Raw genomic sequence first — 23,223 nt, 5'->3', positions numbered from 1 at the left:
TGGTAATTTCATGGCTAAATTACTTTTTATCACAAAAAAATATAAATTATTGTAAAATATTAAAACGTGTCAAAAATACACTATATTTGAATTCTCAACCTTAAAATATCAGAAAATGAAATTGAGTATCAAAAAATTAAGGAAATTGGCTTGTGTGTTTACTGCACTTGCATTTTCGAACCTTGCTTTAGCCCAGGACGGAACTATTTATCCGCTGGAAACTCCGAAAGAACCCAACGCTATTCCGCTTGGTACTGGTGGAGTTGAAAATCAACCGGCATCAGAAACTTGGTTTAAGCAGTGGGGCGATCCCATGGCTCGTAATATTACGAAAGCAACCTTAACGCCATTTTTGCCAGAGCCAGGAAAGGCCAATGGAACAGCAGTTATAGTGGCACCAGGTGGAGGTTTTAGTTGGTTATCGCTTGGAAACGAAGGCTGGGAAGTGGCAGAAGCTCTTGCCAAACAAGGCATTGCTGCTTTCGTTTTAAAATACAGACTCAACCCAACGCCTGAAAAACTCGAAGATTTCACGGCATGGATGAACCGCCCACGTACTCCAGCTCCCGCACCGGCAGATGGCTCAAAAGCGGCTACCCCACCACCAGCTCCACAATGGAAACTTGACAATCAACTTCAAGATGCGGAAGCAGCTTATGCCATGATTGTGAATAGAGCAAAAGAATGGGGTGTGGATACCAAAAGAATCGGAATGATTGGTTTTTCTGCTGGTGCTGGATTAACAATGCATTCAACTTTACACTCTAAGACTATGAAATTGGCATTTATTGGACCAATTTATGGTGGAATGGGACCAGTAGAAGTTCCAAAAAATGCCCCTCCGATGTTCGTAGCAATAGCCTCTGATGATTTTCTGTTTAGAGGTCAGTTTGGAGTTGTAGAATCTTGGTACAAAGCGGGTATACCTGTAGAATTTCACCTTTACCAAAATGGTGGGCATGGTTTCGGGCTTGGAAATCCCAACCGCACCAGTAACAAATGGTTTGATGCCTTCACGCATTGGTTAGATGTGAATAAGTTTTTGGTGGCGAAATAAATTAAAGCAAAATTTGGTAGGATGATTAAGCATTCTGCCAAATTTTACAAATCGTTATTTTTCTATTCAAGCCTTTTTTTATCAAAAATCTATTGACTAATTGATTTTGAGTTTTTTCCCTCACTTAGAAAGAAGTTCTTAATTCTATGCAAAGTTTCCTAGAATATTACTTCACAAATAGTTATTTCCTCCTTACAAAACCTTATGACTTTGCTTCTTCAGAATATCAACTTGAGCGTGTATTCCTTGAAGAAAAACCAATCAGACAATAAGGAATACTCGTCAAATTTTTTATAAAAAATGAGATAATCGATTTTGAATTAAGGCCTTCCCAAAATCCTTATTTCCCCATCACACTATCATCACATTTCAAGTCTCCGGTCACGTATTGGATGCCGTCTAGAAAAAACTCCAGTAGCTCAGCTTGGTAGGCACTTTGGATATTGTGGCTCATGGAGCTGTAAAGTACACGGCCTTTGCCATGGCGTTTTACCCAAGCCAGATACACGATGTCGTCATGGGCCTGCTCGCGTTTGCCTGTGATATCTTTGCTTTCCATGTAAAGTAGCGGTCTAAAATTGTGCTCTGCATAGGCATTATTAAAAAAATACGGCTCATCTACATGCGTAAATCCATCCCCATGAAAAGCAGCAACCAATGGATGGTTTTTATCCACTTCTTTGAGGTGAATTGTTTGTTGTTTCGGATGGTAATCAAAGCTCCCGCCTGTGAGGCGACTGAATGCCATGTCATTGTTTTGTACCGTAATGGCCCCATGCATGATGAAAAGTCCGCCTCCTTTGGCAATATAATCCATGAAATTTTGCTGATACACTTTGGCTTTGGCCTCTATTTCTTTTTCGCTGAGGCTGCTTCTCATTTTCAAGAGATCATAAAACAAATCTCTTTTGGGGCCTGAAGGATTGCAATTATTGAAAATGACAGCGTCGTATTGTTTCAGGTTCTTCTTTTCAAAACTCTCAATATCATGAGCGATATGTACCTCAAAAGCCCCAGATTTTTTGGCCATAATTTTCAGCAATTCGTCGTTATGAGGGATGGTCCAATGGTAAAAACCGGTGTGTTGCGAATAAACCAAAAGCTTACGTTTGGGTGCTTGAATTTTGGCTTTGGCGGGTGCAAGGGATTCGATTTTGTCCAGAAATTCCTTATCAATTTTCGGTGCCTCCAGACTTTGACTCTGAGCAGGGATTGCGGCAATAGTCAGCCACAGAAAGATTATTTTTTTAAGCATTTTGATAGGGTTGAAAATGTTTTAAATCCACTTTAAAGTAGAGTATTGCCAATATAAGTTTTTTTTCGGAATTCAAAGCAGTAAAAATTGTCAAAAAATACAAATTTGATGAAATTTTAAAAAATCTTTAGGTTTAGTTTCCAAGGCTCTCTATCGGTAGTGCCTTATGCCTAGTGCCTTTTCTTTACTCCACTTTCAAACTCTTCACTGGGTTGCTTATTGCAGCACGAATAGATTGAAAACCTACTGAAGATAAAGCGATTAGCAATACAAACAAACCTGCAAGAGCATAAAACCACCATGCTATTGAAATTTTGTAAGCAAAACCATCCAGCCATTTATTTATCAAAAAATAGGCTATTGGGCTTGCAATCAATATGGCTATTGAGATCAGAATCAGGTATTCTTTGGAAAGTAAAACTACGATACTTTTAACAGATGCTCCCAAAACTTTTCTAATTCCAATTTCTTTGCTTCTCCTTTTTGAGCTGTATAACACTAACCCTAACAAGCCCAGGCTTGAGAGAAATATGGCAATTGATGCAAAAAATCCGAATACTTTTCCAAATTGAACCTCAGCTTTATATTGGTTGGCAAAATTTTCGTCCAAAAACCAATAATTGAAGGGTTGATCGGGATATACTTTTTTCCAGATTTCTTCAATCTCCTTTACAGATTTTTCTATTTGTGAGGTTTGAATTTTAATGGAAAGAAAACCTAGTTGCTCAGGTGAAAAACAATAATACAGGGTTGGTCTTGGAGCAATTTTCAGGGATTCAATATGAAAATCCTTTATTACGGCACCAACGGTCATTTTTGCTCCATTTTCACTATTTTTATAGGCTATTTGCTGTCCAATGGCTTCATCGGCTGAAGGGAAACCAAGGGCTTTTAACATGGTTTCGTTTATGGTAACAGTCTGAAATCTTGCCACAGGGTCGGAAAAAAACTGGTGCTTACCAGCTAAAAGTTCAATATTGAACAAATCAAAAAATGCCTCGTCTGTTTCTACAAAATAGGAGGTAATATTGGCAAAATCGGGTTTTTTATCCCAGTGAATTGGCCTGCTACTGCCACTAATGGTGTTTATTCCTAATCCAGGAACAATGCTAGATGAAGCTGATTTGGAAACTCCAGACAATTTGGAGCATTCATCCTTAAAAACTGTCAATTTTCTGTTTGCCAATGAATCCGCTCGGCTTTCAGAGGGAATAGATTTTATGGTTAGTATTTGGTCTAGTTTTACGCCCAAATCATGATTTTTCAAGAATTTCATTTGAAAAATAACCACCAAAACACCAACAATCATTATAACTGTACTTGCAAACTGAAATACAACCAAGCTCTTCCTCAGATTCACCGAATTATTGAAAAATACCTTTTTTCGGAGTGAATCTGCTGGAGAAATACCAGAAAGATAAAGGGCAGGGTACAATCCGGCTATTAAAGCTGTGAATACTACAAAAATGAAGCTGGAAAACCAAAACGGTAAATCAATTTTGGTGTTGTGGTTATTCAGTGAAATCCCGATAAAGGAACTGAACTGTCCGATAAAAATCCAAACCAAAAATATGGATACTAAAAATGCCAACAATCCAAGGCTTAAACTTTCAAAAAGAAACTGAATAATGAGTTTAGACCTATTAGCCCCTAAAGTTTTTTTAATTCCTACTTCTTTAGACCTTTCACTTGCCAAGGCAGTGGTGAGATTGACGTAATTAATGAATGAAATGACCAATATAATTAATGCCAAAATACTAAGAAAACGGACGATTCTTATTTGACCATTTGGCTCAAGTTCATAAGTGAGATTTGAATGTAAATGAATGTCCTTAAATGGTTGGACATCCAGCCTGATGCTTTCTTTTTTTAAGAATTGCTCGTTGATGGCTTCTAACTTTTTTTTGACATTAATAGTTGAACTACCCTCAGCCAACTGCAGATAGGTGTAATCCCAGTATGACTCGAAATTGTCCACATGTCCGTTGGCATATTTGGTGGCATAAGATACCAACATGTCAAATTTCAAATGGGTATTTTGGGGAACATCCTCCACCACTGCTGTGATGGTATAGTTACCCCTCATCATTCCATTGGAGATTGTAATTTGCTTATTTAAAGCATTTTCGGTTCCAAAAATACGCTTGGCATTTGACCTTGAAATAATCGCTGTGTGCGGTTCTTTAAGACAGTTTTCCTCATTTCCAAAAAGAACTTTCTGCGGAAACATTCTAAAGAAGCCTTGATCGGTCGCATAGTATTTTTGAATATCAAAAGGCTTTTTGTCTGCCAATACAACTACTTCGGGTGTGTTTCCACAATAGAGTCTGGCATAATCAACCACCTCTGCTACCTCTGCCTTCAAAGTTGGCCCTATTGCACTATGTGTGTTTGCGTCTTCGGTTGTAACTGTTTTTCCATTAAGTGTTTGATTATAAACCCTCCAGATATTGTCTGCATGAGGACTTTGGAGATCATAAGTAGTCTCATACCTAACAAATTTCATTATGAGTAAGGTCGACGTAATGCCAATTACCAACCCAACCACATTTATAAGGGTAAACTGCTTATTATTTCTGAAAAGTATCTTAAAATAATTTGGAACCATAACAAAATAATTTTAAGTTTTGATTTCTAATTTAGTTACAATTACTCAACTTTCAAACTCTTCACGGGATTCAATAAAGCTGTTCTAACAGCCTGATAACTAACAGTCAAAAAGGCAATCGTGACAACCAAAATACTAGCTAAGAGTACTATCGATCCGTGAAAATCGATATGATAGGCAAATTGTTGTAGCCATTTATTCATGGCCCACCAGGCTATTGGAGCTGCAACAAGAATGGAAATAATTACCAGAATCAGGAAATCCTTTGAGAGTAAATTCACGATACTGCCCACGCTGGCACCCATTACTTTCCTAATACCAATTTCTTTGGTTCTGACCTCAGACGCAAACGTAGCAAGACCAAAAAGACCGAAACACGAAATGAGCAACACTATTCCGGCAAAAGCGTTAAACATTTTAAGTTGTTTACCTTCGTTTTTGTGTAAATTATTGAAAGTATCATCTAAAAACTCATAGTTCATGATGTTGTTAGGTGCCAATTCTTTCCAGGTGGCTTGAGCGAAAGCCAGTGCTTTTTGATATTGGCAGGGAAAAACCTTCACATTAATAGTGCTCATATAGCCATGGCTGTCATGATATAGTACAATCGGTGTGATAGCTTCCTTCAGACTTTTGAAATGAAAATCTTTAACAATACCTACAATTTCGCCTTTAATGCCATGTACCTCAAAGCTTTGACCAATCCATGGTTTTGGAATTTTGAATTCTCTGATGGCGGTTTCGTTCAAAATAAAATTACTTTCATCCGCTTTGCTATCTGTAATCCAACGGCCTTCTGAGAGTTTCAGATCATAGAATTTTTTATAGTTGGCCGATATCTTCAACAAGGAAGTAGTGGGATTCCATGTGGTATCTCTACCCGGCCAATTGAGGCTTCCGCTATGGGTGTTCATAACGTTGACGATACTTGAGTTTGAAAGCGTCACGTCTTTTATGCTACTTTCCCCTTTAAGTTTTTCATAAATCGTTTTACCTACATTTGACGAATTAGGCACATTCCAAGGAATCGTTATGGTGAAAATATGCTCTTTTTCATAACCCAAAGGTTTATTTTGGATAAATTTTAATTGCCTGAATATAAGCAAAGTGGACATCAATAATACAACCGTAAATGTAAATTGAAAAACTACCAGACCTTTTCTAAAACTACTACTTTTAGTATTTAGCTTCATGGTCCCCTTAATAGATTGAATCGGATTAAATGAGGAAATAAACAATGAAGGATAAATACCTGTGAGCAAGACAGATACCAAAGTAATTCCGCCCAAAATGTAAAACATGATGGGATTGGTTTGGAATGAAAAACTGGAGTCAGAAATATTGTTTAACAAAGGTAAACCAAGAGAAATTAACAATAAGCCTAGGCAAGCGGCAATAAAGCTCGTTATGAATGATTCAATAATAAATTGGTTGAATAGGCCCATTTTGGTAGCACCAATCATTTTTTTAATGCTCACCTCCTTTATTCTCTGTGAAGCTTTGGCTGTGGTCAGATTTATATAATTGATACAGGCTATAAGTAATATAAAAATGGCTACCAGAGAGAAAATATTCACAACTGTTTTGTCGCCAGCTGAAGCCAATCCTGTAGACTGAAAGACATTGTCAAAATGGATATCTGTCAACTTTTGGAGTTCCAGATTCGTATTGTCCTCATCAGAATTTCGCGTCTTTTTCAGAAACTTGGTGAGTTTCTCCGAAGCCTCCTTAGGTTTGAGTGTTGAGGAGCTCAGAATAAAAGTCTGATAATTAAAATTATTCCATTGTTCATCGTTCTGAGCCACGTTTGGATTGCTCAATCTCGAGGCATTATTGAATATAAAATCGTATTGAAAACTTGAATTTGAGGGGCTACTATGTACCACTGCACCAATGGTGAACAACAGCGAATCATGCTGAATTACTTTGCCGATGGGGTTTTCGTTAGGAAAAAGCTCTTGTGCCTTTTTCTCAGAAATAATCATCGAAAAATTATCTTTTTTAAAGCTTTCTGGGTTTCCTTTTACAAAACGATAATCAAAAACATCAAACCAACGATTATCAACAAATGCCACTTTTTTTTCTGCAAAAACTTCGTGGTTAAGGATGAAATTAAAATCTCCCCAAGGTGTGAATAGCCTTGTGCTTTTCTCGATTTCTGGAAAATTTTCTTTTAGATAATCAGCTAATTTATAAGGGGTAGAAGCCCAGTGCCAGGTTTCGGTATCGTTGATTTTGAGATGGGTGTTTATGCGATAAATATTTTCTGATTTTTTATGATAAGAATCAAAACTCAATTCATTTTGAACCCACAAAAAAAGTAGCGTAGCCGTGGCCATACCAAGTGCGAGTCCTCCGATATTTATCAAGGAATACAATCGGTTTTTCAGTAAACTGCGATAGGCGATTTTGAAATAATTCTTTATCATAATTGCTTCTAAACCCCAGTAGGGGAAAACGCTGGCTCAGCGGTTAAAATAATTTTATCCCCGTATTTTGGCTTATTAAAGCCCCCATCGGGGTTTAGGGGCTACTCCGCCTTCAAAGACTCCACAGGATTTAATTTGGCAGCTCTCCATGCTTGTGAAAGAACAGTTAAAAGGCTTATAGTTAACAGTATAGATATTCCCAAAAGTAAAACCGCCGGACTTATGGAGACCCTTGATACAAAAAACTCCAGCCACAAATTGTTGATAAAATATGCTAATGGAGTGGCTATGAGAACCGCAATACCAATCATGTACACATAGTTTTTGGAGAGTAAAAGAATAATCTGAAATACCCCCGAACCTAACACTTTCCTGATGCCCATTTCTTTGCGGCGGGTTTCGGCGGTGTAGGTGGCCATGCCGAGCAGTCCTAAACAAGATATAAATACTGCCAAGAACGCGATGAATCCCAAGACATTGGCAATATTGCTGAACATGGTGTGTACCAAGAGCAACTCCTGATCGAGAAAAGCATATTGGAATTTAGTAGTAGGATTTACTTTTTTCCAGGCCTCTTCCAAAAACTTCACGGTTTCTTGTTGATTGGTTCCAGTTACCCTCACAGAGGCAAAGTTTAGTTGTGATTGGCGATTGCGGAGCATTAAAGGCTCTATGGCTCTCATAACGTTGAGAAACTGGAAGTCCTTGACCACCCCAACTATTTCTACGTTATTTCCATCAACCAAAATTTTCTGACCAATGGCTTGGCTTGCAGACCCAAATTTGAAATTATCTACTAATTTTTCATTCACAAGAATATACGACTCGCCAGTTAGACTCGGAATTTCGGGTAGGTTTTTTCCAGCCAAAAGTTTCAGATCCCAGACATCCACAGACTTGGCATCTATGTCAAAATAATTGGCCCGAAGACTATCTTTTAAATTTTCGGTCTTTTTGATTATGGTTGTATTTTGAGTGCCCGAAGCCGGTGAGTAAGCACAGGCCGAAACCGCTATAATATTTTTATTAGTAGAAATTTCCTGAGCAAATCTTTTGTAATTGTCTTGTTTGTAAAGTGTTACGTTTATTACATTGTCTTTGTTAAAACCATAGTCAAAATTGAAAATATGGTCAGTTTGAAGATAAATAAGTGTAGTAGAAATAATGAAGATCAAAGAAACGGAGAACTGCATAACCAAAAGTGCTTTGCGGAGCGTTAGACGTTTGAACATCTTAGTTCCACTAAAGTTTTTGAGGATTTGTATGGGATTAAACGCAGAAATATATAGCGATGGCAACATACCAGCAATCAACCCAACACCCAAGCTAAAACCAACGAAAGTCAAATAGAGTGGAACGGTATGTTCAAAGGTAATATGGAGGTATTTGTTTACCACCAAACCGCTGAAGAGGTATTGTAAAAGGAACAGAATTAGAATAGAAAATACCAGAGAAACCATGGATATCAAGACAGATTCGGCAATGAATTGCCCAAATATTTGTTTTCGGGTGGCACCAGAAACTTTTCTTATTCCTACTTCTTTGGCCCTATTTAATGACCTAGCCACGGAGAGATTGGTATAGTTTAAACATGCCGATAGCATAACTATCAAACACAGCACGCCCAAAACCAATAGTACGATTTCCGGCACAGATACGTGGGTTTCGTTTCCTATCGGATTGCTGGGTGTAATTTTGTTCAGAGCCTGGGCTTTTAGTCCATATTGGTTAAAGTCGCCTTTCGGATAGTATTTGTCCGAAATCTTATCCAACATTTGTTGCAAATCGGCCTCCGTTTTACCTTCTTTTAGTAAAACGTAGGTATAATTCGCCCAGATAGAATTCCAATCATTTTGAGCAATATTTATCACAGAATCTTTGACCAAGGCATTGATGGAGCTCATGGAGGCCAAGATTTTGAACGGAAGGTGTGTTTTGCCTTCCAAAGGTTTTAGAACTCCCGTTATGGTAAACAGTCCATAATCAGTTTCGCGGTTTCCATTATTAACTCCGGTTGGGCTTAGGTCGGTGTCTTTAAATGTTACGGTTTTACCAACAGGGTTTTCATTAAAAAATAGCTGAGAAGCCAATTCTTGGCTGATTACAAGAGATTTAGGATTTGAAAGTGCCATTTTTGGGTCGCCTTCTAAAAGTTTGAAATCTAGTATTTTAAATAAATTTTCATCGGCAAAATAACCCCCACCAGAAGCAATTTTCTCTTTGTAAAAGATATCTCCTCCGATATCAGTTACCAAAGTAGCTGAAGATTCTATGCCCGTAAAATTTTTACGAAGCTCCTCACTGAGCGGAATGGCTGTGGAAGCCATATCGCTCATGTCGTTGTTATTTTTGCCGGTTGACAAAATTCGGTAAACCCGATTTTTGTTGGTATGAAACTGATCGTAGCTTTTTTGATCGGCAATAATGGCCAAAATCAATAAACAAACTGACATACTAACTGCCAAACCGATAACATTGATCAGGCTGAATACTCTGTTTTTGAGGAGGTTTCTCCAAGCGATTTTAAAGTAATTCTTTATCATAATTTAGTTGTTTTTGATTGGTTACTGGCAATAGGCACTTTGAGAATTATTAAAACTCCCAAAGAACCAGTAACCTTAGTATTATTCTGTTTTCAAACTCTTCACAGGATTCATCAGTGCGGCTTTTATGGCTTGGTAGCTTACTGTTAAGACGCAGATTAAAATTGCTCCAAGACCTGCCAAAGCAAATATAGGCCATTCGATATTGGCTCTGAATTCAAAATCTTGTAGCCATTTATTCATGGTGTAATAGGCAATTGGCGAGGCAATACTAAAACTTACTATAACCAATTTTACAAAATCTTGGGAAAGCAATGAAATAATCGCAACAACACTAGCACCAAGAACCTTTCGAATTCCGATTTCTTTGATGCGTTGTTCGGCAATAAATGTAACTAAGCCAAACAAACCCATACAAGCAACGAATATGGTCAGAAAAGCAAATGCTAAGGAAATCTTGCCAATTCGCTGCTCTGCTTTATAAATATTATTGAAACTTTCGTCCATAAAAGTATAATTAAATGGCTGTCCAGGAGCCATTTGGGCCCATTTTCCTTCAATTTGTTTGATTGTGCTTTGAATGTCATTTTTTGCATCGAGTTTAAATGAAATATTTCCATTATTATACTTTAGCCTCATACACAAAGCTCCGATGTTATTTCTTAAAGACTCAAAGTGAAAGTCTTTTACTACGCCAACTATTCTATAAATTTTTTTCTTATCATCCATAAATAAATTTACTCCTTCATTAATTGGATTTGAAAATCCCAGTAGTTTTGCAGCTGTTTCATTCAAGATTAAACCTGAAGAATCAGTGCCAAACTCCTTTGAGAAATTCCTCCCATTTGTGATACTTATTCCCATAGTTTCAATGTAATCATAGTCTATGTCCCAGCTACCGATGTTTACGCCCTTATTTTGGTCGATTTGCCCTTCAGGAAATATGATTGTGTTATTTCTATTTGATGGGGTAGGTAAAAAGCCTGAAAGTGTTCCGTTCTGCACACCTTTGAGTTTTACTACCTCTTCTTTGAATGGAATCGCTTGTTTACCAAGTGCATAAGCGTCCTTTATGATAAGAACTTGATCTTTATTGAAGCCTAGGTTTTTTTGTTGAATGAAATTAATTTGACGATAAATAATTACGGTTCCAATAATCAAAACGATTGAAGTAGCAAATTGAAAAATGACCAAAACATTCCGCAAACTGCCTCCTTTAAGGTTTAATCTTCCTTTCAAAACTTTGATTGGCTCAAAAGAGGATAAGAAAATAGCAGGGTAGCTACCAGCCAAAAGACCAACTATTATTGGTAACGTTGTAATAAAAAGCAAGAACTTAAAAGAGAACAAATTATTTATTATCAGTGATTTGTTTGAAATGTCGTTAAAAAATGGCAATAGGATAATAACTAAAATCAACGCTGTAATCAAAGCAAAAAATGACAATAAAACACATTCTGCAAAAAACTGTACCATCAATTGAATTCTTCCTGAACCAAGAACTTTTCTAATACCCACTTCTTTCCCTCTTTTTGAGGACTGAGCAGTGCTCAGATTCATAAAATTTATACACGCTATGAGTAAAACAACCAAAGCCACAATCGAAAAGATATAAATATATTGAATATCGCTATTTACACCCAACTCCAATGTCTGCTTAGATTTTAAATGGATATCTGTTAATGGAATCATGCTATATCGAAAATAGGAACCCGATTTTTTAAAATCATCGAGAGTTGATCCTATAGCTTTTAATAATTCGGGGCCTATGTATTTTTTTACAATTTGGTCAAAATATGCATCAAAAGAGTTTGGATTTACTCCTCTATGCAATAAAATATACGTATGAAAATTGTCGGCCAGAAAATTATTCCAATTATAGTTAAGGCTTTTCATTGAAATAAAGAACTCTGCCTTAATATGAGAGTTTTCAGGAATGTCCTTCATCACTCCAGTGATTTTAAAGTCTTTATTGTTATCCAATTTTAAAATCTGACCTATAGGGTTCTGGTTACCAAAATACCTTGTTGCGGAAGTTCTGCTGAGAACAATTGTATTTGGTTCACTTAAAACCAATTTCGGATTTCCTATTTCTAATGGGAAAGTAAATACTTCAAAAACTGTGGAATCAGCAAAAAGGACTTTTTCTTCCCTAGTATTGTCAATAGTGCCGGATTTCTTAACCAAAAAGGGGCCTGCACTATATAGCCGCACATAGTTTTCGACTTGTGGATAGTCTTTTTTTAAAGTTGGCCCTAGTGGGTCGGAGGTTGTAGCAACTGATTGTTCAGTTCCGCCAAATTTAACATCAAGATTTATCCTATAAACTCGATCTGCTTTTTCATGAAAACTGTCGAAGCTAAGTTCGTCGCCAATGTAAAGAAAAATGAACAAGCAACAAGCAATACCTAATGCTAACCCCAAAATGTTAATTGCTGAAAACCCTATATTTTTAACAAGGTTTCTCCAAGCGATTTTAAAGTAATTGCGTATCATAATTTTGTTATTTTTGATTGGTTACTGGAAAACTACACTTTGAGAATAATGAGAACTCCCAAAGAACCAGTAACCTTAGTATTATTCCGATTTCAAACTCTTCACAGGATTCATTAATGCGGCTCTAGTAGACTGATAACTTACCGAAATGAGCGTAATAATGAGTGCCAAAATGCCCACCACTATGAAGTACCACCATTGGATATCGGTTCTGAACTTGAAATCCTGTAGCCATTGATTCATAAAATAGTAGGCAACAGGAAAGGCAATGACCATAGAAATTATAACCAGTTTAAGGAAATCTTTGGAAAGTAAACCTGTGATACTAAGCATGGAAGCACCCAATACTTTTCTGATGCCAATTTCTTTGATACGCTGCTCGGCTACAAAAGTTGCTAAGCCGAATATACCCAAACAGGATATGAAAATGGCCAAAATAGAGGCTATTCGATACAAAAGACCCAATTGCTGTTCTTCTTTGTAATAATTGTTGAGGGTTTCTTCATAAAAACTTCCTGCAAACACTACTTCTGGAAATACCTCATTGTAGGTTTTTTCTATTTTTTTGACCGTAGCCGATAGATTGCCAGATGAAACTTTTACCCCGCCTTTCCAATAGAATTTTGGGGCGATAGTGGCCAAAACTGGAGCGATTTCGTCCTTAGCTGAGCCTACGTGGAAGTCTTTGATTACGGCAACTATCGGAAAAGGCTCCCAGCCACCTACTCGTATAGTTTTACCAATGGCAGTTTCTGGATTACGAACCCCAAGTTTTTTCAGAAGGGTCTCGTTTACAACAAACTTCTTGAGGGTGTCTGTACTGCTGTAGGGACTACCGGCAATAATTTTCAAACCATAGGTTTCAAAAAAATCAGAATCCGCAAACTTCATACTTACATTAAAATCAGCATCTTTGGCGGCGTTGGCATAGGCAAAGTTCGACTGCCAATTGTTTTGAGAAGATGGTTCGTCATTCGAAAGGCTAACAGACTGTACTTCAGGTATTTCTTTGAGCCTATTTTTGAAAGTTTCAAATCTGTTCTTGTATTCAGTATCCATCGTAAAGGTGTAAACACCCTCTTTTTTGTATCCGGTTTCCATATTTTCTATGAATCTCATCTGCACAAAATTTACCAATGTGCCAAACATCATAACCAATGCGATGGAAAACTGGAAAACTATTAGCCCTTGACGTAATGAGAGCCCTTTTGTGAAACCCACCTTTACTTTTTGGCGAAAGGCATCCAAAGGAGTGAAGGATGATAAAACCATGGAAGGGTAAATACCAGATAAGATATTGATAGTTATGAAAATAACCAACACAAATATCCAAAGTAGAGGCTCCGAAAAAGGATTGGCTTCGGCAGGGTAATCAAATAAATCGGTAAGTAACGGCAAACAAAGCCGAGCAATGAGTAAACCAATACCCATCGAAAGTCCCACCAGGACCATGGTTTCGGTCATGAACTGCTTGATCAGCTGGGCATTTTGAGAGCCCATGGTTTTTCTTACGCCTACTTCTTTGGCTCTTTTGGAGGCTATGGCAGTGCTAATATTGATAAAATTTATACAGGCCATAACAATTACCAGAAGGCCAACAAGGCCTATTCCAGCTATTTTTTTCTTGGAGATTGTGCGATCAGTATAATTACTAAAACGGTCATCGTAATGCATGTTGGCAATTGAACTGAGCGTATGTTTTTTGACATCGTTTTCTTTTTTTGGGTCCCAATGTTTTTTGGTAAAAACTTCTAGCTGCGAGTTGGCTTGTTGTTCGGTAAAGTTTTCGGGAAGCAAAACGAATATATTGTCCATACTGCTGGTGCTACCCCAATTGTCATACGCTCCAAAGCCAAAATTTGAAGCGTTACTCCTTTTTGATTCATATGAAAAAACGATGTTTGCTGGTAGGTCGGTGTTCAGCGGGATTTCATCTAAAATACCCACCACTTTCATAACCGTATTGTTGTTGTATTTCAAGTATTGTCCGACAGCATCCTCATAATTACCAAAATATTTTTCTGCATATTTTTTCGACAAAACCACCACGTTTGGCTCAGCTAATACTTTTGGAGTACCTAGTAACCATTTGAAATCAAAAACCTCAAAAAATTCTGGTCCTGCACATATTCCCTGATTGTCTTCGGTATATTTTGAGGCATTCGAGTTGCTATTTGGGTCCTTTCCCAATACCGTTATCTGTGGTTCTAGGGTGCCGCAGACAGGAACCACTTTTTCTATTTGAGGAATCTCCTGCTTTAACGCATCTATCATAGCCAATGGGGCCCCAGAAGTATAGTCTACATTGCCGTCATTGGTTTTTACTTCTCTCACGACACGGTACGTTCTTGCTGATTTTTCGTGAAAAGTATCGAAACTCAGCTCGAAATGAATAATGGCAAACAAAAGAATAGCCGAGGCCATTCCAATGGCGAGCCCTACAATGTTGATGAACGAGTAAACTTTGTTTTTTATAAGGTTTCTCCAAGCGATTTTGAAATAATTCTTTATCATTTTCTTGAGCTTTTAACTATATGCAATTTGCTTTTAGTCAGATGTTTAATCTCTTATGTTTTCGAAAAACTATTTTAATATTTTTTGTTACTCAGTTTTCAAACTTTTCACTGGATTCATGAGTGCGGCTCTAATGGATTGCCAGCTAACGGTCAGCAATGCCACAACCACGGTTGTGAATGCCGTAAATCCGAATATCCACCAGTTGAAATTCTCTCTGTATGGATAGTTTTCGAGCCATTTTTGAGCCGAAAAATAGGCCAATGGAAACGAAACCAAAAAAGATAAACTCACCAGTTTCAAGAAATCAGCGGAGAGCAGTTTTACTATACTGCCCACCGAAGCTCCCATCACTTTTCTGATGCCTATTTCTTTTGTGCGTTTTTCGGCTGATAAAGTAGCCAGGCCAAACAAACCAATGCACGATATAAAAATGGTTAAAATGGCTCCAAATAATATAATGTCTTTCCACTTGGACTCCGACTCATAACTCGCTAAGTTCTCTTTTTCTTTGAAAGAGTAGGCGTAGGAGCTCAAAGGGAAAAGCCTTTTGAATGTCTGTTCTATGTGCTTCAAACTAGCGGCTTCAGAACCAGGCTTGATTTTTATAAAAACCTGACCATATTCATTGTCGGGTTTCATGGTAAAGAGTTGAGGTTCAATTTTTTGGCTGAGCGAAGCAAAGTGATAATCCTTCACAACTCCTATCACCTGATATTTTTCGTTGTTGTTGTAAAAGAAATTTACTACTTCGCCCAATGGCTCTTTCCACCCTGCCTGTTTCACAAATGTTTCATTTACCAAAACTGACTTTGTGGAATCTGATGGGAATTGGGGCGAGAAATTCCTTCCAACTACAAGAGGTATTTTCAAAAGATCTAAATAGACCGTGTTGACCGTTTCGTAGGCAAAACTTATAGAGGTTTCGCCATTTATCTTGGCCAAGGTACCCCATGTTCCACCGTTTTTGGGAGCAACTTCTATTATATTCGGGTTTTTTCTCAATTCTTCTCTAAACAAGTTGGCTTCGTTCCCTGTCATTCTCCATTTTTCTACTTTTATTAAATCCTTATCGTCATAGCCTAAATCGCTATTGGTTAGGTAATTAAAATGGGTATAGATAACCATGGTAACGATAATCAAAAATGAGGCGAGACCGAATTGTAGAACTACTAATGATTTTTGCAGGTAATTTTTGCCAGTAAAATTGAATCTACCGTAAAGTGTTTTAACAGGGTCATAACCTGACAAAACCAAAGCCGGATAAAGCCCAGCCAATAAGCCTGTTAGTAGAAAAAGTAAGACATAAAAAATAATCAATTTCAGGTCAAAAAGATAGGTCAGAGACAAGGACTTGTTGGCAAGTTGATTAAATGTAGGCAATACCACCACCACAAGTAAAATGGCAATTATAAAAGCAGCAAAGCTGAGTATATAGGACTCACCTAAAAACTGTAGAATGAGTTGTTTCCTATTGCTTCCCACCACTTTTCTTACTCCTATTTCTTTGGCTCTTTTAATGGAGCGAGCCACGGTTAGGTTTACAAAATTGATACAAGCAATAATCAGGATAAAAATGGCGATTCCACCTAAAATATATGAAAATGTTGGATTGCTGGCGTCTTTCAGGCCATTACTGGCTATGTAGTCCGTGCTCAGGTGAATGTCTGCCAAAGGCTGTAAGAGAAATTTTACGGTTTCTTTAACGTCGTATTTTTCCTTCATATTCAACATGGCATCCTTGGCATCAGCCTCGAAAACTCTTTGTATTTTTGCTTCGGTGCTTTGCTGGTTGGTGTTGGGTTCTAACACCAAAAAGGTATTCTGAAAAAAGTTAAACCAGTTTTCTGAGTTTGCATACTCTGATTTGTCTACATCCTGAGGAATCAGAAAATTGAATTTCAGAGATGAATTTTGTGGGCAATTTTCTGTAACTCCCGTGATTTTGTAGGGTACCACTTTGTCATCCTCAATAAACTCAATGGTTTTGCCCAAAATATCTGTATCGTTAAAATACTTCTCGGCCATTTCTTCTGAAAGAATGATGGATTTTGGTTGTAAAAGGGCTGTTTTAGGATCTCCAGAGATTAAAAGAAAAGTGAATACCGATAAAAAATTAGTATCCACTGCTAACAACTCGATGTTACTTATTTCATTCTGATGCCTTATGTTTCTATTATCAGACTTTACTCTCACAAAAGCTTTCACTTCCGGAATACTTTCCTTGAATTTTGGCCCTTGAATATGCCCTGTGTTTCCGTCCTTACTTTTTACACTTCCGTCGGGGTTTAGCCATTGGTTCACTACACGATAGATATTATTGCCATTTGCATGGAATCGATCATAGCTAACTTCGTCTTTGCTGTAGAGCACTATAAGCATGGCTGCTGCAAGCCCAATACTCAGCCCCATGATGTTGATAGAGCTGTAAACCTTGTTGTTCGCTAAGCTCCTCCAGGCTATTTTGAAATAGTTCTTTATCATAATTTAAGTCCGTTAAACAAAAGATTAAGCCCAATTTTTGTCTCTAATAAAAATCTTGGGCGTCACTTCATGTATTTAAGGTATAGTTTTTTCATAATTCAATTTTAAATATTCAAACGGTATGCCAATGTTGCAAAGTACTTATTTAAAGGAGTTTACGAAAATTTAAAAAATGATATTCGTCCGAATTCGAACACTTTTGTACGGCTGTGGACAAGTCTTTTTTCAAACCATATTTCTGTAAAATAGGGCTAGTTAAAAATTTAAGTAAAGGCTTGATTCATAAATTATTAAGCTATAAAGTCGAACTGTTATTTCTACATTTAATTTCTTAATCATATTGATAAAAATAATCTGTTTCTTATGCTTTTTCCTCCTGAGAACTCGGACACTTGATAAATTGAACCCAAGCATAGTATATCCATAATATCCTTAAAAAGTAGAAATTTTAAGCTGATTTTTACTCTGTTTTTATACTTCTTATAGGGTTCATCAGGGCCGCTTTTATAGCTTGATAACCAACGGTAAAGAATGCAATTAATATGGCTCCTACTCCTGCCAATACGAATATCCACCATTCTATAGACACTCGGTATGAAAAGTCTTGTAACCAGCCTTTCATGGCAAAATAAGCGATGGGAGAAGCGATACAAATACTGATCAAAACCAATTTCATGAAATCTTTTGAAAGTAATTTTACAATCGAGATTTCGCTGGCTCCCAATACTTTTCTTATGCCTATTTCTTTTACCCTTTGCTCTGTCATGTAGGTCACTAGCCCAAAAAGCCCCAAGCATGCAATAAGTATGGTGAGAAAAGCAAAAATGAGAGCCACTTTTCCAATTCTTTGCTCGGCTCGGTACATTTCATTGAAGGAATCGTCCAGAAATCTATAACTAAAGGGCATTTCGGGTACCAAACTTTTCCATTTGGCTTCTATTTGGCCGACCAATTGCTGCGAGTTTTCTGAATTTATTTTGAAAAGCATACCGTTTCTACTTTTGCCCAAAACCATACAAAGTGCACCGATATCCTCTCTCAATGATTCGAAATTGAAGTTTTTAACAACACCCACAATCGTGAAATCCAGGGTACTGTTGTTTCCAATGGATCTATAAAGTTTCTTTCCGATGGGGTCGTCATAGCCCAACATTTTGGCGGCAGTTTCATTGATTATTATTCCGCTAGAATCTGTCCCATAGGCTTTCGAAAAATTACGTCCACTGGCCATTTCCATATTCAAGGTTGGAATATAGTCATGGTCAATTTTCCAAAGTTGCATATTTAATCCATTCTTTTCGGTCATGGCTGCTTCTGTTGAAAAAGTCTCATCGCTTCTCGATGAATTGGAAACTGGCAAATACTGCGACAATGAGCCAGATTTTACACCTGACATTTGCAAAATCTCATTTTTGAAAGCCAACTTACTTTCTCTGAGCGAAGCAATGCCATCAATAATCAGAACTTGGTCTTTATTGAAACCAATGTTTTTGGTTTGGATATAGTTGAGTTGGCGGTAAACCACTACGGTGGAGACAATTAGAATAAGTGAAACCGTAAACTGGAACATGACCAGGATGTTGCGTAAATTGCTCTTGGCAAATCCCGAATTGAGTTTGGACTTTAATACCTCAATTGGCTTATATGATGCCAAGAAAAATGCGGGGTAATACCCTGCCAAAATACCTACAAAGAGTGGTAAAAGTAATATTACTGGTAAAAATCGAGTCTCGAAAAGGTTAGAATAGGAAAATGATTTTCCGGTTAAATCGTTGAAAAACGGCAAAAGGATACCGATCAAAAGTAGCGATATGATAAAAGAAATATAACTGGTCAGTGAGGACTCTGCTATGAACTGTTTTATCAGTGTTTTCTTTTCGGTTCCCAAGACTTTCCTGATGCCTACTTCTTTTGAACGATTGGCCGATTTTGCTGTGCTCAAATTCATGAAATTGATACAGGCAATAAGCAATAAAAAGAAAGCCACTGCTCCAAAAATGTAAATGTATTGCATGGTACTGCCGGCTAAAATCTCAAAGGATCTGTCTGACTTTAGGTGGATGTCAGTAACTGGGAACAGGCTATAATTTAGTTCATTACCCGATTTTCTGAAGTCTTCCATGGTATTTATGCTCATCAGTTGTTTGGCCTGCGGGAAAATATATCGGCTGGTAACTTCTTCGAATTTCTTATTGAAAGCCTTATAGTCTGTTCCATTTTTTAGCAGCACATAGGTGTAAAAATTATGACTAAGGAAATTTCCGAAATTATACCGGACATTGTCCATAGAAAGCAGAATGTCAAAATTGAAGTGGGTATTGGTTGGTATATCCTCATAAACGGCCGTGATATTGTAAATGGTTTTTTGGTCATCGCCAATTTCAAGGGTTTTACCAATAACTTCGGTGGTTCCGAAATATTTACTAGCCAACGTCTTACTTACGGCAGCAGTGTTGGGTGCGTCTAATGCAGTTTTGGGATTTCCGGCCAAAATGGGCAAAGAAAATACGTCAAAAAAGGTGGAATCGGCATGAGCCATACGTTCCTCAAAAATAAATTCACTGCCTTTTTTTACATAATTGCCACCATAATTGGTATACAACCGGGTAAACTGCTCTACTTCGGGATAATCTTTTTTGAGCACTGCACCCATGGGGTCACCGCTTTGCGACATCTTCATTTCGGTCCCACCAAAACGAATATCTGAATTGACTCTATAGATTCTTTCGGCATTTTGAAAATGACGGTCAAAACTGAGCTCATCGATGATGTACATGAAGATTAATAAAAAGCAGGTAAGACCTACTGCCAAACCAAAGATATTGATTAAGCTAAAAGCTTTGTTTTTAACAAGATTTCTCCAAGCGATTTTAAAGTAATTGCGTATCATAATTTTGTGATTTGTTATTTGTTACTGGAAACTGGTTTAAAATACCAATTTCCCAGTAACCAATTTCCCAGTAACTATTTTCTATTCCGACTTCAAACTCTTCACGGGGTTCATCAATGCGGCTTGAATACTTCTGTAACTTATGGTTATAAAGGCAAGGACAACTGTTGCTATTCCGGCCACCAAGAAAATCCACCAGTTAAGTTCTGTCCGATATTCAAAATCTTGTAACCAGTTTTGCATAATATAATAACCTAATGGAAAGGCTATTAAAAATGAAACCACAATAAGTTTCAGAAAATCTTTTGAAAGTAAACCGACAATTTGAGGAACAGAAGAACCCAATACCTTACGAATTCCAATTTCTTTAAACCGTTGCTCCGTTGTAAATGTCACCAGGCCAAACAAACCTAAACAGGCCACAAAAATGGTAAGGATAGCAAAAATTCTGAGAATGGAATTCATGTTGGCCTCCTTCTGGTAGGTTTCGTTATACAATTCGTCTAAAAATGCGTAGCTGAAAGGCTCGCCTGTTCCGTATGAAGTCCATTTACTTTTCATGCTGTTTATCAAATCAGCTGAACTTTCGGAATTCACCTTGATTATCAGACCATAATATGGATTATAACGCATAATTAAAGGGTCGATTTTCTCGTGTAATGACCTGGCATGAAAATCTTTTACCAGCCCAACTATCGTTAAAATTTCTATCGGTTTATCTGTTCCAACTGATTCCATTACGGTCTGCCCAATGGGGTTAGGTTTTAAACCAAAAGCCTTTATGGCCGACTCATTTATAATTATATTGTTTTTTTCAGTGCCTGCCTCTTTAGAGAAGTTTCGCCCCGCTAACATTTTCATACTGAGGGTAGGAATGTATTCCTCATCTATGTTGAAGTTCTTGGCACGAATTCTTTGCATTGGATCGTTCAAAGGAGATACCACCGTAGCGAAATTGTCCGATGGCCCTGCAGGAAGAAATGCAGAAGTTGAAATGCTTTTTACTCTACTATCTTTCTTTAATTCAGCTCGAAAGGCCTCGAAATTTTTACCCAATAGTCCGGCCTGACGGATTACTATTAGATGTTTTCTGTCGTAGCCAATATCCTTGTTTTTAATAAATTGCATTTGTTTGCCAACTACCAATGTGCCGATGATAAGTGTAGCAGAAATGGCGAATTGAAAAACGACTAATCCACTTCGAATGCCTTTGGTGTTACCTGTAGAAAACCTGTTTTTTAGGGCCTGCAAAGGTTTAAAACCCGACATGAAAAAGGCTGGATAAGCTCCTGCAAAAATGCTGATAATAAGGGTCAGCAATACTAATACAGCCAAAATTTGAGCATTTAGGAGGTCTTGGATAGCATAAGCTTTGCCAGATATTTGATTAAAAAATGGAATAGCAAAGAAAAATATCAGAGAGGCAAGAAGCATGGCTACCAATGTAGCCAGAAAAGCTTCCGTCAAAAACTGAAAAATTAATTGGCTTTTTTCAGAACCTAACACTTTTCTCATGCCTATTTCTTTTACCCTTTTTGACGCACTTGCAGTTGATAAATTCATGAAATTTATACAAGCAATGAACAACATAAATAGGGCAATTGCCGAGAAAATATAGACTGTTTTAATGTCACCTGACTGTTCTAGTTCAAATTTATAGTCGGAATATAAGTGAATGTCTGTGAGTGATAAAAGTTTGAAACCCACTTTATTGCCCTTGTCTAAAAACTCCTTAAAGGTCATTCCCATTCCAGATTTTATCTGCGAACTCATATATTTTTCGGGAATTAACTTCATTTTAGTTTCTAATTGGGCCAAATTCGCCTGCTTAGAGAGCAAAAGATAGGTATGATAGTTTCCGTTTAGCCAACTCGGACTTAGTCCGTCTGGATTACCTGCCATTGAGGTCAGAATGTCGAAATGAAAATGTGCGTTAGCAGGAATTTCTTCGATAATTCCGGTGACGGTATACAGGCCGCTTAAATCAACATACCCCGATTGGGCATACACACCTTGGTCTTTTATTTCAAGAATTTTATTGATGGGATCTTCATTTCCAAAATACGCCTTGGCTTGTTTTTGTGTTAAAACCACAGTATTAGGTCTATTTAAAGCATTTTTGGCGTTTCCTTTTACAAATTTTATAGTGAAAACATCAAAAAAAGTGGAGTCTATCATGGCTGATTTTCCGCTCCTGAAGGTTTGATTATTATACACAACCTTGGCTATATCAGCGGTTTTGAGCAATCTGGTTGTGGTCAGGACTTCTGGAAATTCATTCTTAAAAGTCTGTGCCACAGGAGCCATTACACTTGACTCATCAATGAGTTCATCGCCCATTTTAGCACTTAAATTTACCCTAACTATCTGATTTGCCTTTTCGTTGAATCTGTCATACGAAATTTCGTCTAGCACAAATAGAGAGATGACCAGACAAGTAGCAATGCCTAAAGCCAAACCAGTGACATTTATAGCAAACATCATTTTACTTTTTTGGATGCTACGCCAAGCTATTTTGAAATAATTTTTAAGCATAATATTTTTTATTTAAATCCTCATTTGAAGATTATTCAAGACTTAGAAGGCGTTGGAGTCTCTTTCTTTTTCTTCGCAATATTCTGCTCGCTTTTCAGATTATTTTCTGGAAAAACTATAGTAGTGCCATGCTTATTGGATTTGAATTGGGCATTTTTCAATTGAAGATTTTTCATCACAAATCCTTCTTTAGAAATATGAATAATGGCGAGATCTTCTGCATTGTAAACCAGGGTATCAGATTCTTCATTTACTAGCTTGAATAAGTTGTTTTCAAAACTCAAGGCCTCGCCAAACTCAAAAGAACCATCTGATTTTTTAACAAAATCTTGGCAATAAACTTGTCCAAAGGCAAGCAAAAATGTAAGTGTTAATAGCTTTTTCATAATTTGGTTTTTAAATTTAGTATGTT

11 protein-coding genes are annotated in these 23,223 nt (G+C 37.3%); 1 reads left to right on the top strand and 10 read right to left on the bottom strand.

The features are described 5' to 3' along the window. The first annotated feature begins 115 nt into the window (after nt 1-115). Nucleotides 116-1,057: an alpha/beta hydrolase gene (locus tag EGI31_RS23430; RefSeq protein WP_255039623.1), complete on the top strand. Its 942-nt coding sequence runs from the start codon at nt 116-118 to the stop codon at nt 1,055-1,057. A 340-nt stretch (nt 1,058-1,397) separates the two neighbouring features. Here the strand turns inward: EGI31_RS23430 and EGI31_RS23425 are convergent, their stop codons facing one another. The 10 genes from EGI31_RS23425 to EGI31_RS23380 form a co-directional block, all read right to left on the bottom strand. Continuing rightward, on the bottom strand, nt 1,398-2,312 hold the full coding sequence (locus EGI31_RS23425) for a ThuA domain-containing protein (RefSeq protein ID WP_255039622.1): 915 nt from the start codon (nt 2,310-2,312) through the stop codon (nt 1,398-1,400). 184 nt (nt 2,313-2,496) lie between these two features. Next, nucleotides 2,497-4,920 (bottom strand): FtsX-like permease family protein, encoded by a 2,424-nt coding sequence (locus EGI31_RS23420; RefSeq protein ID WP_255039621.1) that lies wholly within the window; start codon nt 4,918-4,920, stop codon nt 2,497-2,499. Between the two features lie 41 nt (nt 4,921-4,961). Beyond that, the gene (locus EGI31_RS23415) at nt 4,962-7,349 is read right to left on the bottom strand and encodes an ABC transporter permease (protein WP_255039620.1); all 2,388 of its coding nucleotides are present in this window, start codon (nt 7,347-7,349) and stop codon (nt 4,962-4,964) included. Nucleotides 7,350-7,450: 101 nt separating this feature from the next. Further along, nucleotides 7,451-9,892: an ABC transporter permease gene (locus tag EGI31_RS23410; protein WP_255039619.1), complete on the bottom strand. Its 2,442-nt coding sequence runs from the start codon at nt 9,890-9,892 to the stop codon at nt 7,451-7,453. Nucleotides 9,893-9,973: 81 nt separating this feature from the next. Continuing rightward, nucleotides 9,974-12,388: an ABC transporter permease gene (locus EGI31_RS23405; protein ID WP_255039618.1), complete on the bottom strand. Its 2,415-nt coding sequence runs from the start codon at nt 12,386-12,388 to the stop codon at nt 9,974-9,976. Between the two features lie 81 nt (nt 12,389-12,469). Continuing rightward, a complete protein-coding gene (locus EGI31_RS23400) occupies nt 12,470-14,902 on the bottom strand; it encodes an ABC transporter permease (RefSeq protein WP_255039617.1) in 2,433 nt (810 codons plus the stop codon). A gap of 87 nt (nt 14,903-14,989) precedes the next feature. Next, complete coding sequence (locus tag EGI31_RS23395; RefSeq protein ID WP_255039616.1) at nt 14,990-17,386, bottom strand: ABC transporter permease; 2,397 nt, start codon at nt 17,384-17,386, stop codon at nt 14,990-14,992. A gap of 460 nt (nt 17,387-17,846) precedes the next feature. Next, nucleotides 17,847-20,276 carry an ABC transporter permease gene (locus tag EGI31_RS23390; protein WP_255039615.1) on the bottom strand — a complete coding sequence of 810 codons (2,430 nt, stop codon included), beginning with the start codon at nt 20,274-20,276 and terminating at the stop codon, nt 17,847-17,849. Between the two features lie 81 nt (nt 20,277-20,357). Next, nucleotides 20,358-22,811, bottom strand: a complete 2,454-nt coding sequence (locus tag EGI31_RS23385; RefSeq protein ID WP_255039614.1) for an ABC transporter permease — start codon at nt 22,809-22,811, stop codon at nt 20,358-20,360. 35 nt (nt 22,812-22,846) lie between these two features. Continuing rightward, entirely contained in the window at nt 22,847-23,197 is a 351-nt protein-coding gene (locus EGI31_RS23380; RefSeq protein ID WP_255039613.1) for a hypothetical protein, read from the bottom strand. Between the last annotated feature and the right edge of the window lie 26 nt (nt 23,198-23,223).

The sequence above is a fragment of the Lacihabitans soyangensis genome, assembly GCF_024343775.1.
Lineage (GTDB): Bacteria > Bacteroidota > Bacteroidia > Cytophagales > Spirosomataceae > Leadbetterella > Leadbetterella soyangensis.
The sequence above is the reverse complement of the archived record's forward strand: the minus strand, read 5'-3'. Positions and strand labels throughout refer to the sequence as shown.

Bases quoted from the DNA above. Each gene is read 5' to 3' on its own strand.
- EGI31_RS23425 (WP_255039622.1), bottom strand. From the start codon at position 2,312: ATGCTTAAAAAAATAATCTTTCTGTGGCTGACTATTGCCGCAATCCCT.
- EGI31_RS23410 (WP_255039619.1), bottom strand. From the start codon at position 9,892: ATGATAAAGAATTACTTTAAAATCGCTTGGAGAAACCTCCTCAAAAAC.
- EGI31_RS23420 (WP_255039621.1), bottom strand. From the start codon at position 4,920: ATGGTTCCAAATTATTTTAAGATACTTTTCAGAAATAATAAGCAGTTT.
- EGI31_RS23390 (WP_255039615.1), bottom strand. From the start codon at position 20,276: ATGATACGCAATTACTTTAAAATCGCTTGGAGAAATCTTGTTAAAAAC.
- EGI31_RS23415 (WP_255039620.1), bottom strand. From the start codon at position 7,349: ATGATAAAGAATTATTTCAAAATCGCCTATCGCAGTTTACTGAAAAAC.
- EGI31_RS23380 (WP_255039613.1), bottom strand. From the start codon at position 23,197: ATGAAAAAGCTATTAACACTTACATTTTTGCTTGCCTTTGGACAAGTT.
- EGI31_RS23405 (WP_255039618.1), bottom strand. From the start codon at position 12,388: ATGATACGCAATTACTTTAAAATCGCTTGGAGAAACCTTGTTAAAAAT.
- EGI31_RS23385 (WP_255039614.1), bottom strand. From the start codon at position 22,811: ATGCTTAAAAATTATTTCAAAATAGCTTGGCGTAGCATCCAAAAAAGT.
- EGI31_RS23395 (WP_255039616.1), bottom strand. From the start codon at position 17,386: ATGATAAAGAACTATTTCAAAATAGCCTGGAGGAGCTTAGCGAACAAC.
- EGI31_RS23400 (WP_255039617.1), bottom strand. From the start codon at position 14,902: ATGATAAAGAATTATTTCAAAATCGCTTGGAGAAACCTTATAAAAAAC.
- EGI31_RS23430 (WP_255039623.1), top strand. From the start codon at position 116: ATGAAATTGAGTATCAAAAAATTAAGGAAATTGGCTTGTGTGTTTACT.